A 16,964-nucleotide genomic window follows, 5' to 3' on the forward strand; every position below is an offset into this window, starting at 1 on the left:
GAGAGGGTGCAGGGGGCGGGGCGCGTGAGGGTGTACGGGGCGGGGGCGGCCGACCGCGCGGTGGCCGCCGCCCCGCTGCCGTACGGTCATCCCCCCGTCCCCGCCCGTCCGGCGGTCAGGCGCCCGACAGCCCGTGCAGACGCAGGGCGAGTTGCAGTTCCAGCGCCCGGTCCGGCTCGTTCCAGTCGCGCCCCAGCAGGATCTGGATCCGGTCGAGCCGCTGCACCACCGTGTTGACGTGCACGTGCAGTTCGTCCTTCGCCCGGATCAGACTGCCGCCCGCACCGAAGTACGCGGCGAGCGTGCGCACCAGATGCGTGCCGCGCCGCTCGTCGTACCGCAGCAACGGCCCCAGCGTGGCATCGACGAAACCGTCGACGTCCTGCGCGTCGCCCAGCACCACGCCGAGGAAGCCGAGTTCGTCGACGCACGCTCCCTGGCCCGTACGCCCCAGCGCGCGCATGGCCCGCAGACAGCGCGTCGCCTCCCGGCAGGCGGCGGCCAGTTCGCGCGGGCCCCGGGCGGGGCCCGTGGCCGCGACGGTGACGGGGGCCTGGACCAGCTGGCCGAGCTGGGCCGCCGCGGCGCGGGCCGCCTCTCCGGCGCCGGGCCCGCCGTCGTCCACGGGCCGCCCCTCCGCCGCACCGTCCGTCCCGCACTCGATCAACAGGACGACCTTTCCGGCGTGTTCGGCGCTCACTCCGTGGATGTCGCCGCCGAACAGGTACCGCATGGCGGCGGAGGCCAGCCGCTCGCGGACACCGGCCTCCGCCACGAGCACCAGATGGGGCCGGTCCAGGTCGATACCGAGACGGCGGCCGCGTTCGGCGAGTCCGGCCGGGTCGCGTTCCGCGCCGCTCAGCAGATCGCCGATCAGCCCGCCCCTGATCCGGTTCTCGGTCTCGGCCACCGTGCGTCTGATCAGCAGGAGCAGGCCGGTGACCACGGAGGCCCGTTCGAACAGGCGCCGGTCGGAGTCGTCGAGCGGTTCGCGCCGGTGCAGTACGAGTCCGGCCAGCAGCTCCTGCCCGGCCAGCACCGCGCAGATCACGCGCCCGCCGCGGTGGACGGCACGCGCCCCGGCGCGGGACTCCTCGGCCGTCTCCGCCAGCCAGCCGGCGTCCATGCTGTCGGCGGCGAACCCCGCTCCGTCGGGACGGACGGCGGCCAGTGGCCGGCCGCCCGGGTCGTGGATGGTCAGCGGGCTGTTCAGCAGCCCGGCGACGGCGGCGGCGACATCCTTGACGTCCCGGCCGCGCAGCACCAGGTCCGTGAGCCGGTCGTGGGACTCCTCGGCGCGCCGCATGGCGGCCGAGTGTTCCCGGACGGCCGCGTTCGCCCCGGCCAGTTCCGCGTTGGCCCCGGCGAGTTCGTCGAGGGCGGCACGGGTGTCGGCGAGGGCGCGGGCGGTGTCGATGGCGATCGCGGCGTGCGCGGCCAGTGAGCACAGCAGGGCGACCTCGTCCGGGCCGAAGACCCGGGGGGCACGGTCGGCGGCGAAGAGGACGCCGATGACCTTTCCCGTACCGCCCCGGCTGGAGCCGAGCAGCAGGGGCACGCCGAGGATGGCGACGAGCCCCTCCGCGAGCACTCCGGCGTTGATGTCGCGGGTGTGGCGGAAGCGGTCGTCGGTGCCGTAGTCGGGGGTCGCGTACGGGCTCGCCGTCTGGGCGACCAGACCACCGAGCCCTTCGCCGAGTTCGAGGCGCAGCCGCTGGAAGACCGTGGACACGGACCCGTCGGTGACCCGCATATAGGTGTCCCCGGCCTCCTCGTCGGGGAGCGTGAGGTAGGCGGTGTCGGTGCCGAGCAGCATCCTGGCCCGGCGCACGATCGCGTTGAGCACATCGTCCAGGTCCCGGGAGGCGGCCAGGTCCCCGGCGGTGTCGAAGAGGGCCGTGAGCTGGAGTTCCCGGCGCCGGTGCTGCCGCAGGGCGCCCCTGATCCGCAGGGCGGTGGCGACCGCCTTCTCCACCTCGGCCAGTTCGTCCGCCCGCACCCCGGCCGCCCTCGCCTCCGAGGAGACGGCACCCAGCGCCTCGGCGGGCGCGTCGTCGGCCAGCAGGTCCAGCAGACGGCGCAGGAAGGGCGCGGCGGGGGAAGGGGAGGGTCCGGACATGGGCGCCAGCGTTCTCGGGAGGGCGGGACGGAAGGGATGGGGGGTAGCACGGGCCTGCTGGCTTGCGGGCTTGCGGGCTTGCGGGCTTGCGGGCCCGCGGAGGGCCGCCGGTGGCCCGGCCGGGGTCAGTTGGCCGTCCAGCCGCCGTCCATGGAGAGCGAGGTGCCGGTGATGTGCCCCGTACGCGGCCCGCACAGCCACAGGACGGCCTCGGCGACCTCGGCCGGTTCGATCAGGCGCTTGATCGCGCTGCGCTCCAGCATCACCCGGCCCACCACCTCCTCCTCGGAGATGCCGTGGGTGCGGGCCTGCGCGGCGATCTGGTCCTCCACCAGGGGCGTGCGTACGTAGCCGGGGCTGACGCAGTTGCTCGTCACCCCGTGCTCCGCCGCTTCGAGCGCGACCACCTTGCTGAGTCCTTCCAGTGCGTGCTTGGCCGACACATAGGCCGACTTGTAGGGGCTGGCACGCAGTCCGTGGACGGAGGAGATGTTCACGACGCGTCCCCAGCCGCGTTCGTACATGCCGGGCAGCGTGCGGCGCAAGATGCGGAACGGCGCTTCCACCATCACCCGGTGGATCAGCGCGAAGCGGTCCGGCGGGAACTCGTGCACCGGGGCCACATGCTGGAGGCCCGCGTTGTTGACCACGATGTCCACGTCGGCGGGCAGGGTGTCCACCGTCCCGGGCGCCGCGAGGTCGATCACCCAGGCCGTGCCGCCGATCCGTTCCGCCAGCGCCTTCGCGGGCTCGGCGGCCTTGTCCACGACATGTACATGGGCGCCCGCGGCGGCCAGGGCCTCGGCACAGGCCCGTCCGATGCCGCTCGCCGCTCCGGTCACCAGGGCGGCCCGCCCGGCCAGGGACCGGTCGGCTGCGGGGAGGGGTGCGTGGGCCCGGTCGGGGCGCGGGGAAGTCTGCATGGCCGTCACGGTAGGGACGGCGCGGCCCTCATCACACGGCGCCGGTGCACACACCCTCGTACGCGGACATGGTGGCGGCGTACATGGTGCGGGGCGGGCCCGGGAAGCGACGGCGCGGGCCGCGGGCCGTCCTGCCCCGGTCACCGGTCACCGGGTCAGAGGGTGTCCTGGAAGTCGCCCTTGATCTCCTCGGGCAGCTCGCACCCGTCCTTCACCGCGGTGAGCGACACGGGCTGTTCGGCGCCGAAGCCGTCCATCGCGTAGTGGCGGGCGTACACCTTCCAGCCCCGCTTGGTGAGGGTCCGGAAGGTGACGTCCTGTTCGGCGCGGCTCGTGGTGAGCTTCCAGCCCCGCTTCCGCAGGGTCTTGACGGTCGCCGCGAAGGCGTCGGCGGCGTCCGCCTCGGGGGCGTCGGCCATCCAGGGCGCCACGCAGGACTGCCACTCGCCCTCGGGCATTCCGGCGGTGGAGTCGTCGCCCGGCGGCAGCCCGGAGGCGTCCGCCGCCGCGCCGACCTCGTTTGCCACCGCCTCCTTGGTGAACGGTGTGGTGGGCGTCGGAGGCGGCTTCGGCGCGCTCCGGGTGTCCTGGTCCACCAGGCCGCAGCCCGCAGTGCCGATCAGTGCCGCGCTCACTATGGCGGCCAGCGCCGCCGCTCTTGTCGTACGCACAGGTGCTTCCCCGCCCGGTCGTTCGCCTCCGGGCGGGCGCCCGTGCGATCTTTTCCGGAGTTTCGCACGGCTCTGACCTGGCGGGGAAGCCCCTACCGGCCGGACATCGCGGCCCCGGCCCGCGGAACGGCCCTCAGTCCTCCGGCGGGAACACCACCTCGCCCGAGCCGAGCAGCGTCAGCGTGATGGCCTCGACGGGGCAGCCCTCCGCCGCCGCCAGGATCCTCTCGTTGGCGTCGCTCGACGCGTCGGCGGGGTGGGACTGCCGGGCGGAGTCCAGCCGGAAACCGTCCGGGGCGTGGTTCACGCACATGCCGGAGCCGATGCAGACGCTCCGGTCGACCTCCACATGCCAGCGGTCTCCCATCACGCCCCCTGGTATCCGGCCGGCAGGTGGATCATCTTGTGCTCGAAGTACTCGCCGTACCCCTCGGGGCCGAACTCCCGCCCCATGCCGGAGTTCTTGTAGCCGCCGAACGGGCCGAGCATGTCGAGGCTGAAGGTGTTCACGCTGTACGTGCCCGTCCTGACCCGGCGGGCGATGTCGATGCCGCGTTCGGTGTCGGCGGTCCAGACGCTGCCGCTGAGCCCGTACTCGGAGTCGCCGGCGATCCGGACCGCCTCTTCCTCGTCCCCGTACGGGAGCAGGCAGATGACCGGTCCGAAGATCTCCTCGCGGGCGATGCGCATGGAGTTGTCGACGTCGCCGAACAGGGTCGGCTCGACGTACCAGCCGCGTTCCTGGGAGGCCGGGCGGCTGCCGCCGGTCAGGATCTTGGCGCCTTCCTCCTGGCCGACACGGATGTAGTCGAGGGAGCGCTGCTGCTGGCGCCGCGCGACCAGCGGGCCGAGTTCGGTCGCCGGGTCGAGCGGGTCGCCGATCCGGAGCGCTCCTGCGGCGGCGGCGAACGCCTCGGCGATCTCCTCGTACCGGGAGCGCGGGGCGAGGATACGGGTCTGGGCCACGCACGCCTGGCCGTTGATCATCCAGGCGAAGGGGACGATGCCCGCGACGGCGGCGTCCAGATCCGCGTCCGGGAGGATCACGGCGGCGGACTTGCCGCCCAGCTCCAGGGTGACGCGGGTCAGATTGCGGGAGGCGACCTCCATGACGCGGCGTCCGGCGGCGACCGACCCGGTGAAGGAGACCTTGTCGATGCCCGGGTGTCCGACCAGGTACTCGCTGACCTCGCGGTCGGCGGGCAGGATCGACAGGACGCCCTCCGGCAGCCCGGCCTCGGCGGCGATCTCGGCCAGCAGATAGGCGTCCAGCGGGGTTTCGGGCGAGACCTTGAGCACGGCGGAGCAGCCCGCGAGCAGGGCGGGGGCGAGTTTGGCGGCGGCGGTGAACTGCGGGACGTTCCACGGCACGACCGCCGCGACGACGCCGACCGGTTCCCGGCGGACGAGCAGCGGGCCGAGGACCCCGTCGCGCCGCTCCTCGTACGGGAAGGAACGCGCGACCGTGATGGCCGAGTCCCACACCATCATCGCGGCGAGCGCCTGGACCATGACGCTGGAGCTGTACGGGGTGCCGTTCTGCGCGCTGATGAGGCGGGCGAACTCCTCGTGGCGTACGGCGAAGGCGTCCTTGATCCGGGTGATCACCTCGATCCGCTCGTCCACGGTCATCCGGGGCCAGGGTCCCTCGTCGAAGGCCCGGCGGGCGGCGCTGACGGCGCGGTCCACGTCGGCCTCGCAGGCGTGCGGGACGCGGCCGATGACCTGTTCGGTGTGCGGGGAGATCACCTCGATGACGCCGCTGCCGAGCGGTTCGGTCAACTCCCCGCCGATGAACAGTTTTCCGTGCTCCACGAACTCCGTCATGGCTGCTGCCTCCCGCGACCGGCACTACCCGACTGCGCACCCGGCGGACACATCCGCGTACGCATCTGACTAGGTGTCAGAACTGATACCAGCTACCGTTCCAGGAGTCCACGGCTGGAACAAGTTCTCGTTACAGTGGGGCCGGCGCACACCGAGGGATCACGGAGCCGCCGGAGCCGTCCGGCGGACGTCCGCTCAGCCCCCCTCGGATCCGCCTGGTTCAGCACAGTTCCATCCAGTTCCACCTAGTTCCGCTCAGTTCCACTCAGTTCCGCACAGAGATGGGGAGCCCATGACGCAGGTGACCGACCACGGCGGAGGCGTTCACAGCATCAAGGTCCCGATCCCGGACAATCCCCTGGGCCACACCCTCGTCCATCTCGTCGACACCGACCGGGGGCCGGTCCTCGTCGACACCGGCTGGGACGACCCGGAGGCCTGGGACACCCTCGTCGGGGGGCTCGCCGCGCTTGGTGTCGCCGTCACCGACATCCACGGTGTCGTCATCACCCACCACCACCCGGACCACCACGGCCTGTCCGGCCAGGTCCGCGAAGCGTCCGGGGCCTGGATCGCGATGCACGCGGCGGACACCGCGATCGTGCGCCGCACCCGCTCCTCGGAACCGGGGACCTGGCTGGCGTATCTCACGGAGAAGCTCGCCGCGGTCGGCGCCCCCGAGGAGCACCTCGCCCCGTTGCGCGCCGCCCGCACCCGCGGCCGGGCGCGCACCGTGCCCGGACTGCGCGCCGCCCTGCCGGACCGGGAGATCGTGCCGGGTGAGCTGCTGGACCTCGCGGGCCGCCGGCTGCGGGCGATCTGGACCCCCGGGCACACCCCCGGCCATGTCTGCCTCCATCTGGAGGAGGACCACCCGGCGGGGCTGCCCGGCCGGGGGCGGCTGTTCTCCGGCGATCACCTGCTGCCCGGGATCAGCCCGCACATCGGGCTGTACGAGGACCCCGACGACACCACGGTCACCGACCCGCTCGGCGACTACCTCGACTCACTGGAACGGATCGGCCGGCTCGGGGTCGCCGAGGTGCTGCCCGCGCACCAGTACGCGTTCACGGATGCCGCGGGTCGTGTGAGGGAACTGCTGGACCACCACGAGGAGCGGCTGACGGGACTGCTGGCGCTGCTCGCCGTGCCCCTCACCCCGTGGCAGCTGGCCGAACGGATGGAGTGGAACCGGCCCTGGGCGCAGATCCCGCCCGCCTCCAGGTCCATCGCCGTCTCCGAGGCCGAGTCCCATCTGCGCCGCCTGGTGAAGCTGGGGCGCGCGGAGGCGGTGACGGGCAGCGAGCCGGTGACGTACATCGCGGTGTGAGGCACTTCGCGGCGTGGGGTGCCAGGCGGGACTTTCGACACACGCCCTGGTAGTCCGCAGGCGCTTCGCGGCGTGGGGTGCCTCACAGGCGCTTCGCGGTGTGAGGGAGCCCTCCGGACGTGCCTGGGAGCGGGCCCCGCGCGCCCCGGTAGAGTGAGCAGGTCGTCATCATGCCCGTACAGGGGGAAGCCGGTGCGAATCCGGCGCTGACCGCGCAACCGTGAGCCGCTTCACCGGCGGTGAGCCGGACCACCCTGGCGGAGCGTGACCGGCTCGTGCCACCGGGACCCCGGTGGCCGGCACCGTCGAGGAATACGGGGCCGGAGCCCGGTGCCTCGGTGTGCCCGTGCCCGGCCCTCTCAGGAGAGGCCCAGCCAGCCATGAACGTACGACGCAGCGTCTGCGCGCTCGCGACCACCGCCGTACTCCTGGCAGCCGCCGCCCCCGCCGCGGTCGCCGCACCGAGCCCTTCACCATCCGCACCGGCCGAGCTGCCGCCGGGCCTGTACGGCACCGGGGACCCGACGTACGACGGGGTCTGGCGGCAGTCGCTGGCCCTGCTCGCGCAGAAGATCGAGTACGTCACACCCGCCACCCGGTCGGTGGAGTGGCTGGTGGGCCAGCAGTGCGACAGCGGCGCCTTCCCCGCGTACCGGGACACCGCCGAGCCGTGCGACGCGTCGACCGTGATGGACACCAACGCGACCGCCGCCGCCATGCAGGCGCTCGTCGAGCTGAACGTGCACCGCGAGGCCGTCGACAACGGGGCCAGCTGGCTGCGGTCGGTCCAGAACGAGGACGGCGGCTGGGGGTACAACGCGGGCAGCCCGAGCGACGCCAACTCCACCGCCATCGTGATCGGCGCCCTCTCCCGGGCGGGCACACCGCTGGCCGACGTCACCACGGCCGGGGGCCGTACCCCCTACACCGCGCTCCGGAGCTTCGCCATCCCGTGCGGCGGCAAGGACGGCGGCGCATTCGCCTACCAGCCCGGCAAGGACGGCGGACTCACCGCCAACGCGGACGCCACGGCCGCCGCGGTGCTCGGCGCGATGGGCAAGGGCATGGCAGCCGGGAACTCCAACGCGGTGAAGGACCCCGTCTGCCAGAAGGGCACCGACCTCACCCCCGAGCAGGCGGCGCAGAACGGCGCCCACTACCTCGCGGGCGTCCTCGCCTCGTCGCCCCATCTGGACCTGCCGCCGATGCCGGGCGCCGAGGACACCTCCCCGCAGCCCGACTTCGGCAACACGGCGGACGCGGTCGTCGCGCTGGCCGCCTCCGGCCACAAGGACAAGGCGGCCGCGTCGGTGCGGTGGCTGGAGAAGAACGCGAAGAGCTGGGCGAAGCAGGGCGGGCCCGCCGCCACCGCCCAGCTGATCTTCGCCGCGCACGCGACCGGCGCCGCCGCCCGTGACTTCGGCGGTGTCGACCTCGTCAAGCAGCTCAACGCGACCGGCCCGGCGCCCGCGGCCACCGCCGCCCCCTCACCGACCGCGAACGGCCAGCAGCCGAAGGGCAACACCAGCAGCGACGACGGCGCCCTCAGCGTCGGATGGCTGATCGGCATCGGCCTCGTCTTCGGTGTGGGCATCGGCTTCCTGATCAGCATGCGCCGGAAGACCCCGAAGCTGTGAGGCGTACCGGAGGCCCGGCACCGCACCGGATACGGAGCACCGCGCCGAGTGTCGCGCTGAGCACCGTACTGAGTGTCGCGCTGCTGCTCGCGGTCGCCGCCGCCTCGACGCTGCTCGGTGCCGGGACCGCGCACGCGGCGGGCTACCGCTACTGGTCGTTCTGGGAGGGCAACGGCAAGAACTGGGAGTACGCCACCCAGGGCCCCTCATTGGTCCGCCCGGACGACGGCACGGTGCAGGGCTTCCGGTTCGCCGTGAGCCAGGACTCCAAGGACGCGGCCCAGCCCCGCCGGGCCCCCGACTTCGGGGCGATCTGTGCGGGCACTCCCGCCGAGGACGGCCGCAAGCGGGTCGCGCTCGTGATCGACCCCGGTACGGCGGCGGACGCCCCGGACGGCGGGACCCCGCCCGCCCTGCGCACCGCGTGTGCCCAGGTCGGACCGGACGCCTCCAGCGCGGAGGCACTCGCCTCGGTGGCGAAGCCGCTGCGGTACAGCAGTGACGCGATGCTCTGCGCGATCTCCGGCTACCCGGCAGCGGGCTGCGGCGACGAGGTGTCGGGCGACGGCGGCAAGAAGTCGCCCGCGGCCTCGTCATCCGCCGCGTCCGACGCCGACAGCGACGCCGGGGAAGGGGACGGCGGGGGCGGCGGCGGCCCTTCGGCCGGTCTGCTCGTCGGCATCGGTGCCGTACTGCTGCTCGGGATCGCCGCCGTGTTCCAGGCCCGCCGCCGCCGATGACCCGCTCCACCGGCATGGCCCGGCTCCACCGTTCCCTGCGTGCGCCCGAGGCCGACCGCGGCAACGCGCTGCCCGCCGGGGCGTGGTGGCTGTGGGCGCTGGGGCTGGCCACGGCGGCCTCGCGGACCACCAACCCGCTGCTGCTCGGGCTGCTGGTCGGCGTGGCGGGCTATGTGGTGGCGGCCCGCCGTACGGACGCGCCGTGGGCCCGTTCGTACGGGGCGTTCATCAAGATCGGGCTGTTCGTCGTCGGGGTGCGGCTGCTGTTCTCGGTGTTCCTCGGTTCGCCGGTCCCGGGCACGCACACCGTGTTCACGCTGCCCGAGGTGCCGTTGCCCGACTGGGCGCAGGGCGTCAGGATCGGCGGCCGGGTCACCGCCGAGCAACTGGTCTTCGCGCTGTACGACGGGGCCAAACTGGCGGCCCTGCTGATCTGTGTCGGCGCGGCGAACTCACTGGCCAACCCGGCCCGGCTGCTGAAGTCGCTGCCGGGCGCGCTGTACGAGGCCGGGGTCGCCGTGGTCGTCGCGATGACCTTCGCGCCGAACATGGTGGCCGATGTGATGCGGCTGCGCACCGCACGCCGGCTGCGGGGCCGCCCGACCGGGGGCATCAGGGCCGTCGCGCAGATCGGGCTGCCGGTGCTGGAGGGCGCGCTGGAGCGTTCGGTCGCGCTGGCGGCGTCGATGGACGCGCGCGGCTACGGGCGCAGCGCCCAGGTGCCGCCCGCCGTCCGGCACACCACGAATGTCCTCACCCTCGGCGGTCTGCTGGGGGTGTGCGCGGGCACATACGGGCTGCTGGCCTCGCAAGGGGCGGTGTACGGGATGCCGTTGCTGCTCATCGGGCTGGTCGCGGCGATGGCGGGGCTGCGGCTCGGCGGGCGCCGTTCGGTGCGGACCCGCTACCGCCCGGACCGGTGGGGGGCGCGGGCCTGGCTGGTGGCGGGCTCGGGTGCGGCGGTCGCGGCCGCGATGATCCGGGCAAACGGCGTCGACCCGGACGCGCTGCACCCCGGGGTCGTCCCCCTGGTCGCCCCGGTGCTGCCGCTGTGGCCCGCCGCCGCGGTGCTGATCGGGCTGCTGCCCGCTCTGGTCGCGCCGGTACCGCCGTCCCCCAACGGCTCCAAGGAGCAGGCGTGATCAGGTTCGAGCAGGTTTCCGTGCGGTACGAGGGCGTGGGCTCACCCACTCTGTCCGGGGTCGATCTCACCGTGCCCGAGGGCGAGTTGGTGCTGCTCGTCGGCCCGTCCGGGGTCGGCAAGTCGACGCTGCTGGGCACTGTGTCCGGGCTCGTGCCGCACTTCACCGGCGGGGTGCTCACCGGCCGGGTCACGGTCGGCGGCCGGGACACCCGTACGCACAAGCCCCGTGAACTCGCCGATCTGGTCGGCACCGTGGGCCAGGACCCGTTGGCCCATTTCGTCACCGACACCGTCGAGGACGAGCTGGCGTACGGGATGGAGTCGCTGGGCCTGGCCCCCGAGGTGATGCGGCGCCGGGTCGAGGAGACGCTCGACCTGCTGGGCCTGGCGGAGCTGCGCGACCGGCCGATCGCCACACTGTCGGGCGGCCAGCAGCAGCGGGTCGCGATCGGCTCGGTGCTCACTCCGCACCCGAAGGTGCTGGTGCTGGACGAGCCGACGTCCGCGCTGGACCCGGCGGCGGCCGAGGAGGTGCTGGCCGTGCTCCAGCGGCTGGTGCACGACCTGGGGACGACGGTTCTGATGGCAGAGCACCGGCTGGAGCGGGTGGTGCAGTACGCGGACCAGGTCCTGCTGCTGCCGTCCCCCGGCGCCGCGCCGGTGCTGGGCGCGCCCGCCGACATGATGACGGTGTCGCCCGTCCGCCCGCCGGTGGCCGAGCTGGGGCTGCTGGCGGGCTGGGACCCGCTGCCGCTGTCGGTGCGCGATGCCCGGCGGCGGGCCGCGGGGCTGCGGGACCGGCTGGCGTGGGTGGCGCCGCCGGCGGGCGGGCGCGGTGCGCCGGCCGCCTCGGCCGGGGAGGCGGACGGCGGGGCGGACAGGGAGGCGGACGGCAGGGCCGACGGTGGGGCGGACGGCCCCCTCGACGTGTCCCGCACGTCGGCGAAGTCCCCCGCGTCTTCCGCGCCGCCCACATCCCCCACGCCGTCCGCGACGCCGCCGCTCCCCGGTGGCGGACGGCGCGGGCCGCTCGCCCGGCTGCTGGGCCGCAGGGGCCCCGCCGCCGCACAGGACGCCGTCGCCGGCCCGGTGACCCGGGTCGACGGCCTGGGGGTCCGGCGGGGCAGGGTCGAGGCGCTGCGCCGGGTGTCGCTCGCGCTGGCCCCCGGCGGGACGGTGGCGCTGATGGGCCGCAACGGCGCGGGGAAGTCCACCCTGCTCGCCACGCTCGTCGGCATGATCGAACCCACTTCGGGAACCGTCCTCGTCGGCGGTCTGGCACCGTCCCGTACACCTCCGCGCGAGATGGTGCGCCGGGTCGGGCTGGTCCCGCAGGAACCGCGCGACCTGCTGTACGCGGACACGGTGGCCGCCGAGTGCGCCGCCGCCGACTCCGACGCGGGCGCCCCGGCGGGCAGTTGCCGGGCCCTCGTCTCGGAGCTGCTGCCCGACGTACCGGACGACACCCATCCCCGCGACCTCTCCGAGGGCCAGCGGCTCGCGCTGGCCCTGTCGGTCGTCCTCACCGCGCGTCCCCCGCTCCTGCTCCTGGACGAGCCGACCCGCGGTCTGGACTACGCGGCCAAGGCCCGGCTGGTCGGTGTGCTCCGCGGCCTGGCCGCCGGGGGACACGCCATCGTCCTGGCGACCCATGACGTGGAGCTGGCGGCGGAGCTGGCCGACCGGGTGGTGATCCTCGCCGACGGGGAGGTCGTCGCTGACGGCCCGACCGCGCAGGTCGTGGTCTCCTCGCCCGCGTTCGCCCCGCAGACCGCGAAGGTGCTGGCCCCGCAGGAGTGGCTGACCGTGACACAGGTACGCAGGGCGCTGGAGGACACCGCATGACGGGCGCGACGAACGGATCCGCTCCGACCGGCCACCGGGCGCGGCCGGTACGGCTCGGCCCCCGGGCGATCGCCGCGCTCGTCCTGATCAGCGCGATCGGTGTGGGCGCCTTCGGCTGGCCGCTGCTCGCCGACGAGGAGTTCGGCCTCGCGCACTCGCAGGACGCGCCGTGGCTGTTCGGGGCGCTGCTTCCGCTGCTCGTCGGGGTGGTCGTGGCGATGATCGCCGACTCCGGCCTGGACGCCAAGGCGGTCGCGATGCTGGGGGTGCTGGCCGCGGTCGGTGCCGCGCTGCGGCCGCTGGGGGCGGGGACGGCAGGCCTGGAGCCGATGTTCTTCCTGATGGTGCTCAGCGGCCGGGTGCTGGGGCCGGGCTTCGGCTTCGTGCTCGGCGCGGTGACCATGTTCGCGTCCGCGCTGCTCACGGGCGGGGTGGGCCCGTGGATGCCGTTCCAGATGCTGTCGATGGGCTGGTTCACGATGGGCGCGGGGCTGCTGCCGGGCCCGGACCGGCTGCGCGGCCGGGCGGAGCTGCTGATGCTGTCGGCCTACGGCTGCGTGGCGGCGTTCGCGTACGGCACGGTGATGAACCTGTACGGCTGGACGATCGTGACGGGGCTGGGCTCGGGCATCTCGTTCGTGGCGGGCGACCCGCTGTCCGAGAACCTGGTCCGTTTCCTGGCGTACTGCACGGCTACCTCGCTCGGCTGGGACCTGGGCCGGGCCGTGCTCACGGTGGCCCTGACGCTCGCGGTCGGGCCCACCCTGCTGAGGGCGCTGCGCCGGGCCACCCGCCGCGCCGCCTTCGAGGCCCAGGTCACATTCGAGGCCCCGAAGGGGTGAAGGACCCCACAGGACCTTGGTCCTCCACTACCGGGGGCAGTAGATCCTGAACGCTACCCTTCGCCCCCATCACACCCCTCACACCCGTAACGACCTGGCCTGATGCGGTTCATACCGATACGGGACCTTGGTCCCGGACTGCGAGGCGAGGTCGTACCAGGGGCCGTTGCACCGGCCGGACGGCGCCGCTAACCATGGATCTCGTCGCCGAGCACCACAGGGTCCGCCCGCCGGACCGAGGTTCGCAGGGTGCGAAGCGCCGGTCATGGACTCCGGTCCACGGATTCCGGCCCACGGATTCCGACCCACGGCCGCCGTACGGTCACCGGCCGCCATCCGGTCCCGACCGGCCGCGACTCCCCCGTCCCCGACGTTAGGTCTCCCGTGTCGTTCGCCCGCACCATCCTCACCCAGCCCCGCACCGCCCGCCGCAAGGCCGCTGTCGGCGGTGCCGCCGTACTGCTGGGCGCCACCGGCCTGGCCCTGGGCGTCTCCCCCGCGATGGCTGCCGCTCCGGCCGCCGCGCCGACGTCCGCCACGAGCGCGCAGGCCACGGCGAAGCAGATGATCGGCGACAACTCCCAGTACCAGTGCTTCCACAAGATCGTGGAGCACGAGAGCGGCTGGGACGTGAACGCCTCCAACGCCTCCTCCGGCGCCTACGGCCTGGTCCAGGCCCTCCCCGGCTCCAAGATGGCCTCGGCCGGCGCCGACTGGCAGACCAACCCCAAGACCCAGATCAAGTGGGGCGTGGACTACATGGAGGACCGCTACGGCAGCCCGTGCGGCGCCTGGAACTTCTGGCAGTCCAACGGCTGGTACTGAGCCGGCTGCCGCACCACCGCGTGACGCACACGGCGGAATGACGCGTGAAGTCCCCGACCGGATTCCGGCCGGGGACTCCGGCGTTCCCACCGGCACCCGCGAGCAGGCGTCTGTGGCCCCGGCCGGCGCCCGTGCCTACAGCCGCTGGATGATCGTGCCCGTCGCCAGCGCGCCGCCCGCGCACATCGTGATCAGCGCGAACTCCTTGTCCCGGCGCTCCAGTTCGTGCAGGGCCGTGGTGATCAGCCGGGCCCCGGTGGCGCCGACCGGGTGGCCGAGGGCTATCGCTCCCCCGTTGACGTTGACCTTCTCCAGCCCGTCGAGGTCCCGGTCGAACTCCTGCGCCCAGCTCAGCACCACCGAGGCGAACGCCTCGTTGATCTCGACGAGGTCGATGTCCTTGAGCGACATCCCCGCCTTGCCCAGCACCGCGCGGGTCGCGTCGATGGGTCCGTCGAGATGGAAGTGCGGGTCGGAACCCACCAGCGCCTGTGCGACGATCCGGGCCCGCGGCTTGAGCTTGAGGGCCCGCGCCATCCGCTTGGAGGCCCACATGATGGCGCAGGCCCCGTCCGATATCTGTGAGGAGTTGCCCGCCGTGTGGATGGCGGTCGGCATGACCGCCTTGAGCCCGCCGAGCCCCTCCAGCGTGGTGTCCCGCAGCCCTTCGTCACGGTCGACGAGGCGCCACATGCCCTGACCGGCCGCCTGCTCCTCCTCGGTGGTCGGCACCTGGACGGCGTACGTCTCGCGTTTGAAGCGCTCCTCGGCCCAGGCGGCGGCGGCCCGTTCCTGCGAGAGCAGCCCGAACGCGTCGACCTTCTCCCGGGTCAGGCCGCGCTTGCGGGCGATGCGCTCGGCGGCCTCGAACTGATTGGGCAGGTCGATGTTCCACTCGTCCGGCCACGGCTTTCCCGGGCCGTGCTTGGAGCCACTGCCCAGCGGTACGCGCGACATCGCCTCCACACCGCAGCTGATGCCGACATCGATGACCCCGGCCGCGACCATGTTCGCGACCATGTGGGAGGCCTGCTGCGAGGAACCGCACTGACAGTCCACCGTGGTGGCGGCGGTCTCGTACGGGAACCCCACGGCCAGCCAGGCGTTGCGGGCCGGATTCATGGACTGCTCACCGGCATGGGTGACCGTGCCGCCGACGATCTGTTCGACGCAGTCGGCCTGAATGCCGGTGCGGCCGAGTAGTTCTCGGTAGGTCTCGCCCAGCAGATAGGCGGGATGCAGATTGGCGAGCGCCCCCTGGCGCTTGCCGATGGGGGTGCGTACGGCTTCGACGATGACGGGTTCCGCGGCCATGAGCTCGTCCTCTCCTCGCACTTCCGCTGGGGCGTCCCGGCACCCACGGAAGGAACTAGTACGCGTTCTAGTTCTGCAAGCAGTCTTATGACGCTTACCCCCGGTACGCAAGGGGCGCGCACGCACCTTTCGCGTACGCCGCACGCACCTCACGCGCGCCCCACTTGCCGCACAACCCCGCCACGACTCCTCCGCGCCCCCGATTACGCCCCCGACCACACCCCTCCGCGCCATCAGGGGAAACAGATCCGGCCAACCCCCTTGCCACTTGTAGAACTCGTTACTACCTTTCGGGCAACTTCTGATGGGTCGTCAGACAGTTCGCTGCCAGATCTGGAGTGGAGAGGTGCCCATGCGCTGCCCCCATCTGCCCGATGGTTTCGACTTCACCGATCCGGACCTGCTCCAGGCCCGGGTTCCCCACCCGGAGTTCGCCCGGATGCGGCAGACCGCGCCCGTCTGGTGGTGCACCCAGCCCGCCGGAATCTCCGGCTTCGACGACGAGGGCTACTGGGCCGTCACCCGCCACGCGGACGTCAAGTACGTCTCCACCCACCCGGAACTGTTCTCCTCCAGCACCAACACCGCGGTCATCCGCTTCAACGAGACGATCAGCCGTGACCAGATCGAGGTCCAGAAGCTGATCATGCTGAACATGGACCCGCCGGAGCACACCCGGGTCCGCCAGATCGTCCAGCGCGGCTTCACTCCCCGTGCCGTACGGTCACTGGAGCAGGCGCTCCGCAGCCGGGCCCGCTCCATCGTCGAGACGGCCCTCGCCTCCGCCGACGACGACGGCTCCTTCGACTTCGTCACCAACATCGCCGTGGAACTCCCGCTCCAGGCCATCGCCGAACTCATCGGCGTACCCCAGGAGGACCGGTCCAAGATCTTCGACTGGTCCAACAAGATGGCGGCGTACGACGATCCGGAGTACGCGATCACCGAGGAGGTCGGCACCGAGGCGGCCATGGAGATCGTCTCGTACGCGATGAACCTGGCGGCCGCCCGCAAGGAGTGCCCGGCCAACGACATCGTCTCCCAACTGGTCGCGGCGGAGGGCACGGGCAACCTCTCCTCCGACGAGTTCGGCTTCTTCGTGATCCTGCTGGCGGTGGCCGGCAACGAGACCACCCGCAACGCCATCAGCCACGGCATGCACGCCTTCCTGACCCACCCCGACCAGTGGGAGCTCTACAAGAACGAGCGCCCGGACACGACGGCCGAGGAGATCGTCCGCTGGGCCACCCCCGTGGTCTCCTTCCAGCGGACCGCCACCCAGGACCTGGAGCTGGGCGGGCAGCGGATCAAGAAGGGGGACCGGGTCGGGCTGTTCTACTCCTCCGCCAACAACGACCCGGAGGTCTTCGAGAACCCGGAGACGTTCGACATCACCCGCGATCCCAATCCGCACCTCGGCTTCGGCGGCGGCGGTCCGCACTTCTGCCTCGGCAAGTCCCTGGCCGTGATGGAGATCAACCTGATCTTCAACGCCATCGCGGACGTGCTGCCCGATCTGCGCCTGCTGGAGGACCCGCGGCGGCTGCGTTCCGCCTGGCTCAACGGCATCAAGCAGCTCCAGGTCGGCACGGTGTCCACCGGCTGACGCCGTCCGGCGAACGGCCGCAGGCCCACCGGAATGCCGGTGCGCCGGACCCACCGGAACGGCAGGGCCGAGAGACCCTGCTCCAGCCGCTGATCGCCTTCGCCGTCGGCGGCCCGCTGTTGCTGGATCTGCCGGAGCCGC

14 protein-coding genes and 1 riboswitch are annotated in these 16,964 nt (G+C 72.9%); of the genes, 8 read left to right on the forward strand and 6 right to left on the reverse strand.

From position 1 onward, the window contains the following. Window positions 1-115 precede the first annotated feature (115 nt). The 5 genes from OHA98_RS30610 to OHA98_RS30630 form a co-directional block, all read right to left on the reverse strand. Entirely contained in the window at window positions 116-2,119 is a 2,004-nt protein-coding gene (locus OHA98_RS30610; RefSeq protein WP_266930277.1) for a GAF domain-containing protein, read from the reverse strand. A gap of 125 nt (window positions 2,120-2,244) precedes the next feature. Further along, a complete protein-coding gene (locus OHA98_RS30615) occupies window positions 2,245-3,042 on the reverse strand; it encodes a 3-hydroxybutyrate dehydrogenase (protein WP_266930279.1) in 798 nt (265 codons plus the stop codon). Window positions 3,043-3,197: 155 nt separating this feature from the next. Next, window positions 3,198-3,713, reverse strand: a complete 516-nt coding sequence (locus OHA98_RS30620; RefSeq protein WP_266930281.1) for a hypothetical protein — start codon at window positions 3,711-3,713, stop codon at window positions 3,198-3,200. A 133-nt stretch (window positions 3,714-3,846) separates the two neighbouring features. After that, window positions 3,847-4,080: a ferredoxin gene (locus tag OHA98_RS30625; protein ID WP_266930283.1), complete on the reverse strand. Its 234-nt coding sequence runs from the start codon at window positions 4,078-4,080 to the stop codon at window positions 3,847-3,849. Further along, the gene (locus tag OHA98_RS30630) at window positions 4,080-5,540 is read right to left on the reverse strand and encodes an aldehyde dehydrogenase (protein ID WP_266930284.1); all 1,461 of its coding nucleotides are present in this window, start codon (window positions 5,538-5,540) and stop codon (window positions 4,080-4,082) included. The genes OHA98_RS30625 and OHA98_RS30630 overlap by 1 nt, the downstream gene beginning before the upstream one ends. Before the next feature lie 292 nt (window positions 5,541-5,832). On the opposite strand from OHA98_RS30630, the gene OHA98_RS30635 reads away from it, so the two are divergent. From OHA98_RS30635 to OHA98_RS30665, 7 genes are all read left to right on the forward strand, one after another. Further along, window positions 5,833-6,870 (forward strand): MBL fold metallo-hydrolase, encoded by a 1,038-nt coding sequence (locus OHA98_RS30635; protein ID WP_266930286.1) that lies wholly within the window; start codon window positions 5,833-5,835, stop codon window positions 6,868-6,870. Window positions 6,871-7,050: 180 nt separating this feature from the next. Continuing rightward, a riboswitch (cobalamin riboswitch) is annotated at window positions 7,051-7,125 on the forward strand. A 125-nt stretch (window positions 7,126-7,250) separates the two neighbouring features. Beyond that, on the forward strand, window positions 7,251-8,507 hold the full coding sequence (locus OHA98_RS30640) for a prenyltransferase/squalene oxidase repeat-containing protein (RefSeq protein ID WP_266930288.1): 1,257 nt from the start codon (window positions 7,251-7,253) through the stop codon (window positions 8,505-8,507). Between the two features lie 56 nt (window positions 8,508-8,563). Beyond that, complete coding sequence (locus OHA98_RS30645; RefSeq protein WP_266930991.1) at window positions 8,564-9,247, forward strand: SCO2322 family protein; 684 nt, start codon at window positions 8,564-8,566, stop codon at window positions 9,245-9,247. Then, window positions 9,244-10,389, forward strand: coding sequence for an energy-coupling factor transporter transmembrane component T (locus OHA98_RS30650; RefSeq protein ID WP_266930290.1), 1,146 nt, complete (start codon window positions 9,244-9,246; stop codon window positions 10,387-10,389). Before OHA98_RS30645 ends, OHA98_RS30650 begins: the two co-directional genes overlap by 4 nt. After that, window positions 10,386-12,236 (forward strand): ABC transporter ATP-binding protein, encoded by a 1,851-nt coding sequence (locus OHA98_RS30655; protein ID WP_266930292.1) that lies wholly within the window; start codon window positions 10,386-10,388, stop codon window positions 12,234-12,236. Before OHA98_RS30650 ends, OHA98_RS30655 begins: the two co-directional genes overlap by 4 nt. Beyond that, window positions 12,233-13,078 carry an ECF transporter S component gene (locus tag OHA98_RS30660; RefSeq protein WP_266930293.1) on the forward strand — a complete coding sequence of 282 codons (846 nt, stop codon included), beginning with the start codon at window positions 12,233-12,235 and terminating at the stop codon, window positions 13,076-13,078. The genes OHA98_RS30655 and OHA98_RS30660 overlap by 4 nt, the downstream gene beginning before the upstream one ends. A 384-nt stretch (window positions 13,079-13,462) precedes the next feature. After that, complete coding sequence (locus tag OHA98_RS30665) at window positions 13,463-13,903, forward strand: transglycosylase SLT domain-containing protein (RefSeq protein ID WP_266930295.1); 441 nt, start codon at window positions 13,463-13,465, stop codon at window positions 13,901-13,903. A gap of 135 nt (window positions 13,904-14,038) precedes the next feature. Here OHA98_RS30665 and OHA98_RS30670 read toward each other — a convergent pair whose 3' ends face one another. After that, window positions 14,039-15,217, reverse strand: a complete 1,179-nt coding sequence (locus tag OHA98_RS30670; RefSeq protein ID WP_266930297.1) for a steroid 3-ketoacyl-CoA thiolase — start codon at window positions 15,215-15,217, stop codon at window positions 14,039-14,041. A 352-nt stretch (window positions 15,218-15,569) separates the two neighbouring features. Here OHA98_RS30670 and OHA98_RS30675 point away from each other — a divergent pair, with 352 nt between their 5' ends. Then, window positions 15,570-16,823 (forward strand): cytochrome P450, encoded by a 1,254-nt coding sequence (locus OHA98_RS30675; protein WP_266930299.1) that lies wholly within the window; start codon window positions 15,570-15,572, stop codon window positions 16,821-16,823. Window positions 16,824-16,964: the final 141 nt, after the last annotated feature.

The sequence above is a fragment of the Streptomyces sp. NBC_00654 genome (assembly GCF_026341775.1).
GTDB lineage: Bacteria > Actinomycetota > Actinomycetes > Streptomycetales > Streptomycetaceae > Streptomyces.

Bases quoted from the DNA above. Each gene is read 5' to 3' on its own strand.
- OHA98_RS30615 (WP_266930279.1), bottom strand. From the start codon at position 3,042: ATGCAGACTTCCCCGCGCCCCGACCGGGCCCACGCACCCCTCCCCGCA.
- OHA98_RS30670 (WP_266930297.1), bottom strand. From the start codon at position 15,217: ATGGCCGCGGAACCCGTCATCGTCGAAGCCGTACGCACCCCCATCGGC.
- OHA98_RS30630 (WP_266930284.1), bottom strand. From the start codon at position 5,540: ATGACGGAGTTCGTGGAGCACGGAAAACTGTTCATCGGCGGGGAGTTG.
- OHA98_RS30625 (WP_266930283.1), bottom strand. From the start codon at position 4,080: ATGGGAGACCGCTGGCATGTGGAGGTCGACCGGAGCGTCTGCATCGGC.
- OHA98_RS30660 (WP_266930293.1), top strand. From the start codon at position 12,233: ATGACGGGCGCGACGAACGGATCCGCTCCGACCGGCCACCGGGCGCGG.
- OHA98_RS30650 (WP_266930290.1), top strand. From the start codon at position 9,244: ATGACCCGCTCCACCGGCATGGCCCGGCTCCACCGTTCCCTGCGTGCG.
- OHA98_RS30635 (WP_266930286.1), top strand. From the start codon at position 5,833: ATGACGCAGGTGACCGACCACGGCGGAGGCGTTCACAGCATCAAGGTC.
- OHA98_RS30640 (WP_266930288.1), top strand. From the start codon at position 7,251: ATGAACGTACGACGCAGCGTCTGCGCGCTCGCGACCACCGCCGTACTC.
- OHA98_RS30675 (WP_266930299.1), top strand. From the start codon at position 15,570: ATGCGCTGCCCCCATCTGCCCGATGGTTTCGACTTCACCGATCCGGAC.
- OHA98_RS30610 (WP_266930277.1), bottom strand. From the start codon at position 2,119: ATGTCCGGACCCTCCCCTTCCCCCGCCGCGCCCTTCCTGCGCCGTCTG.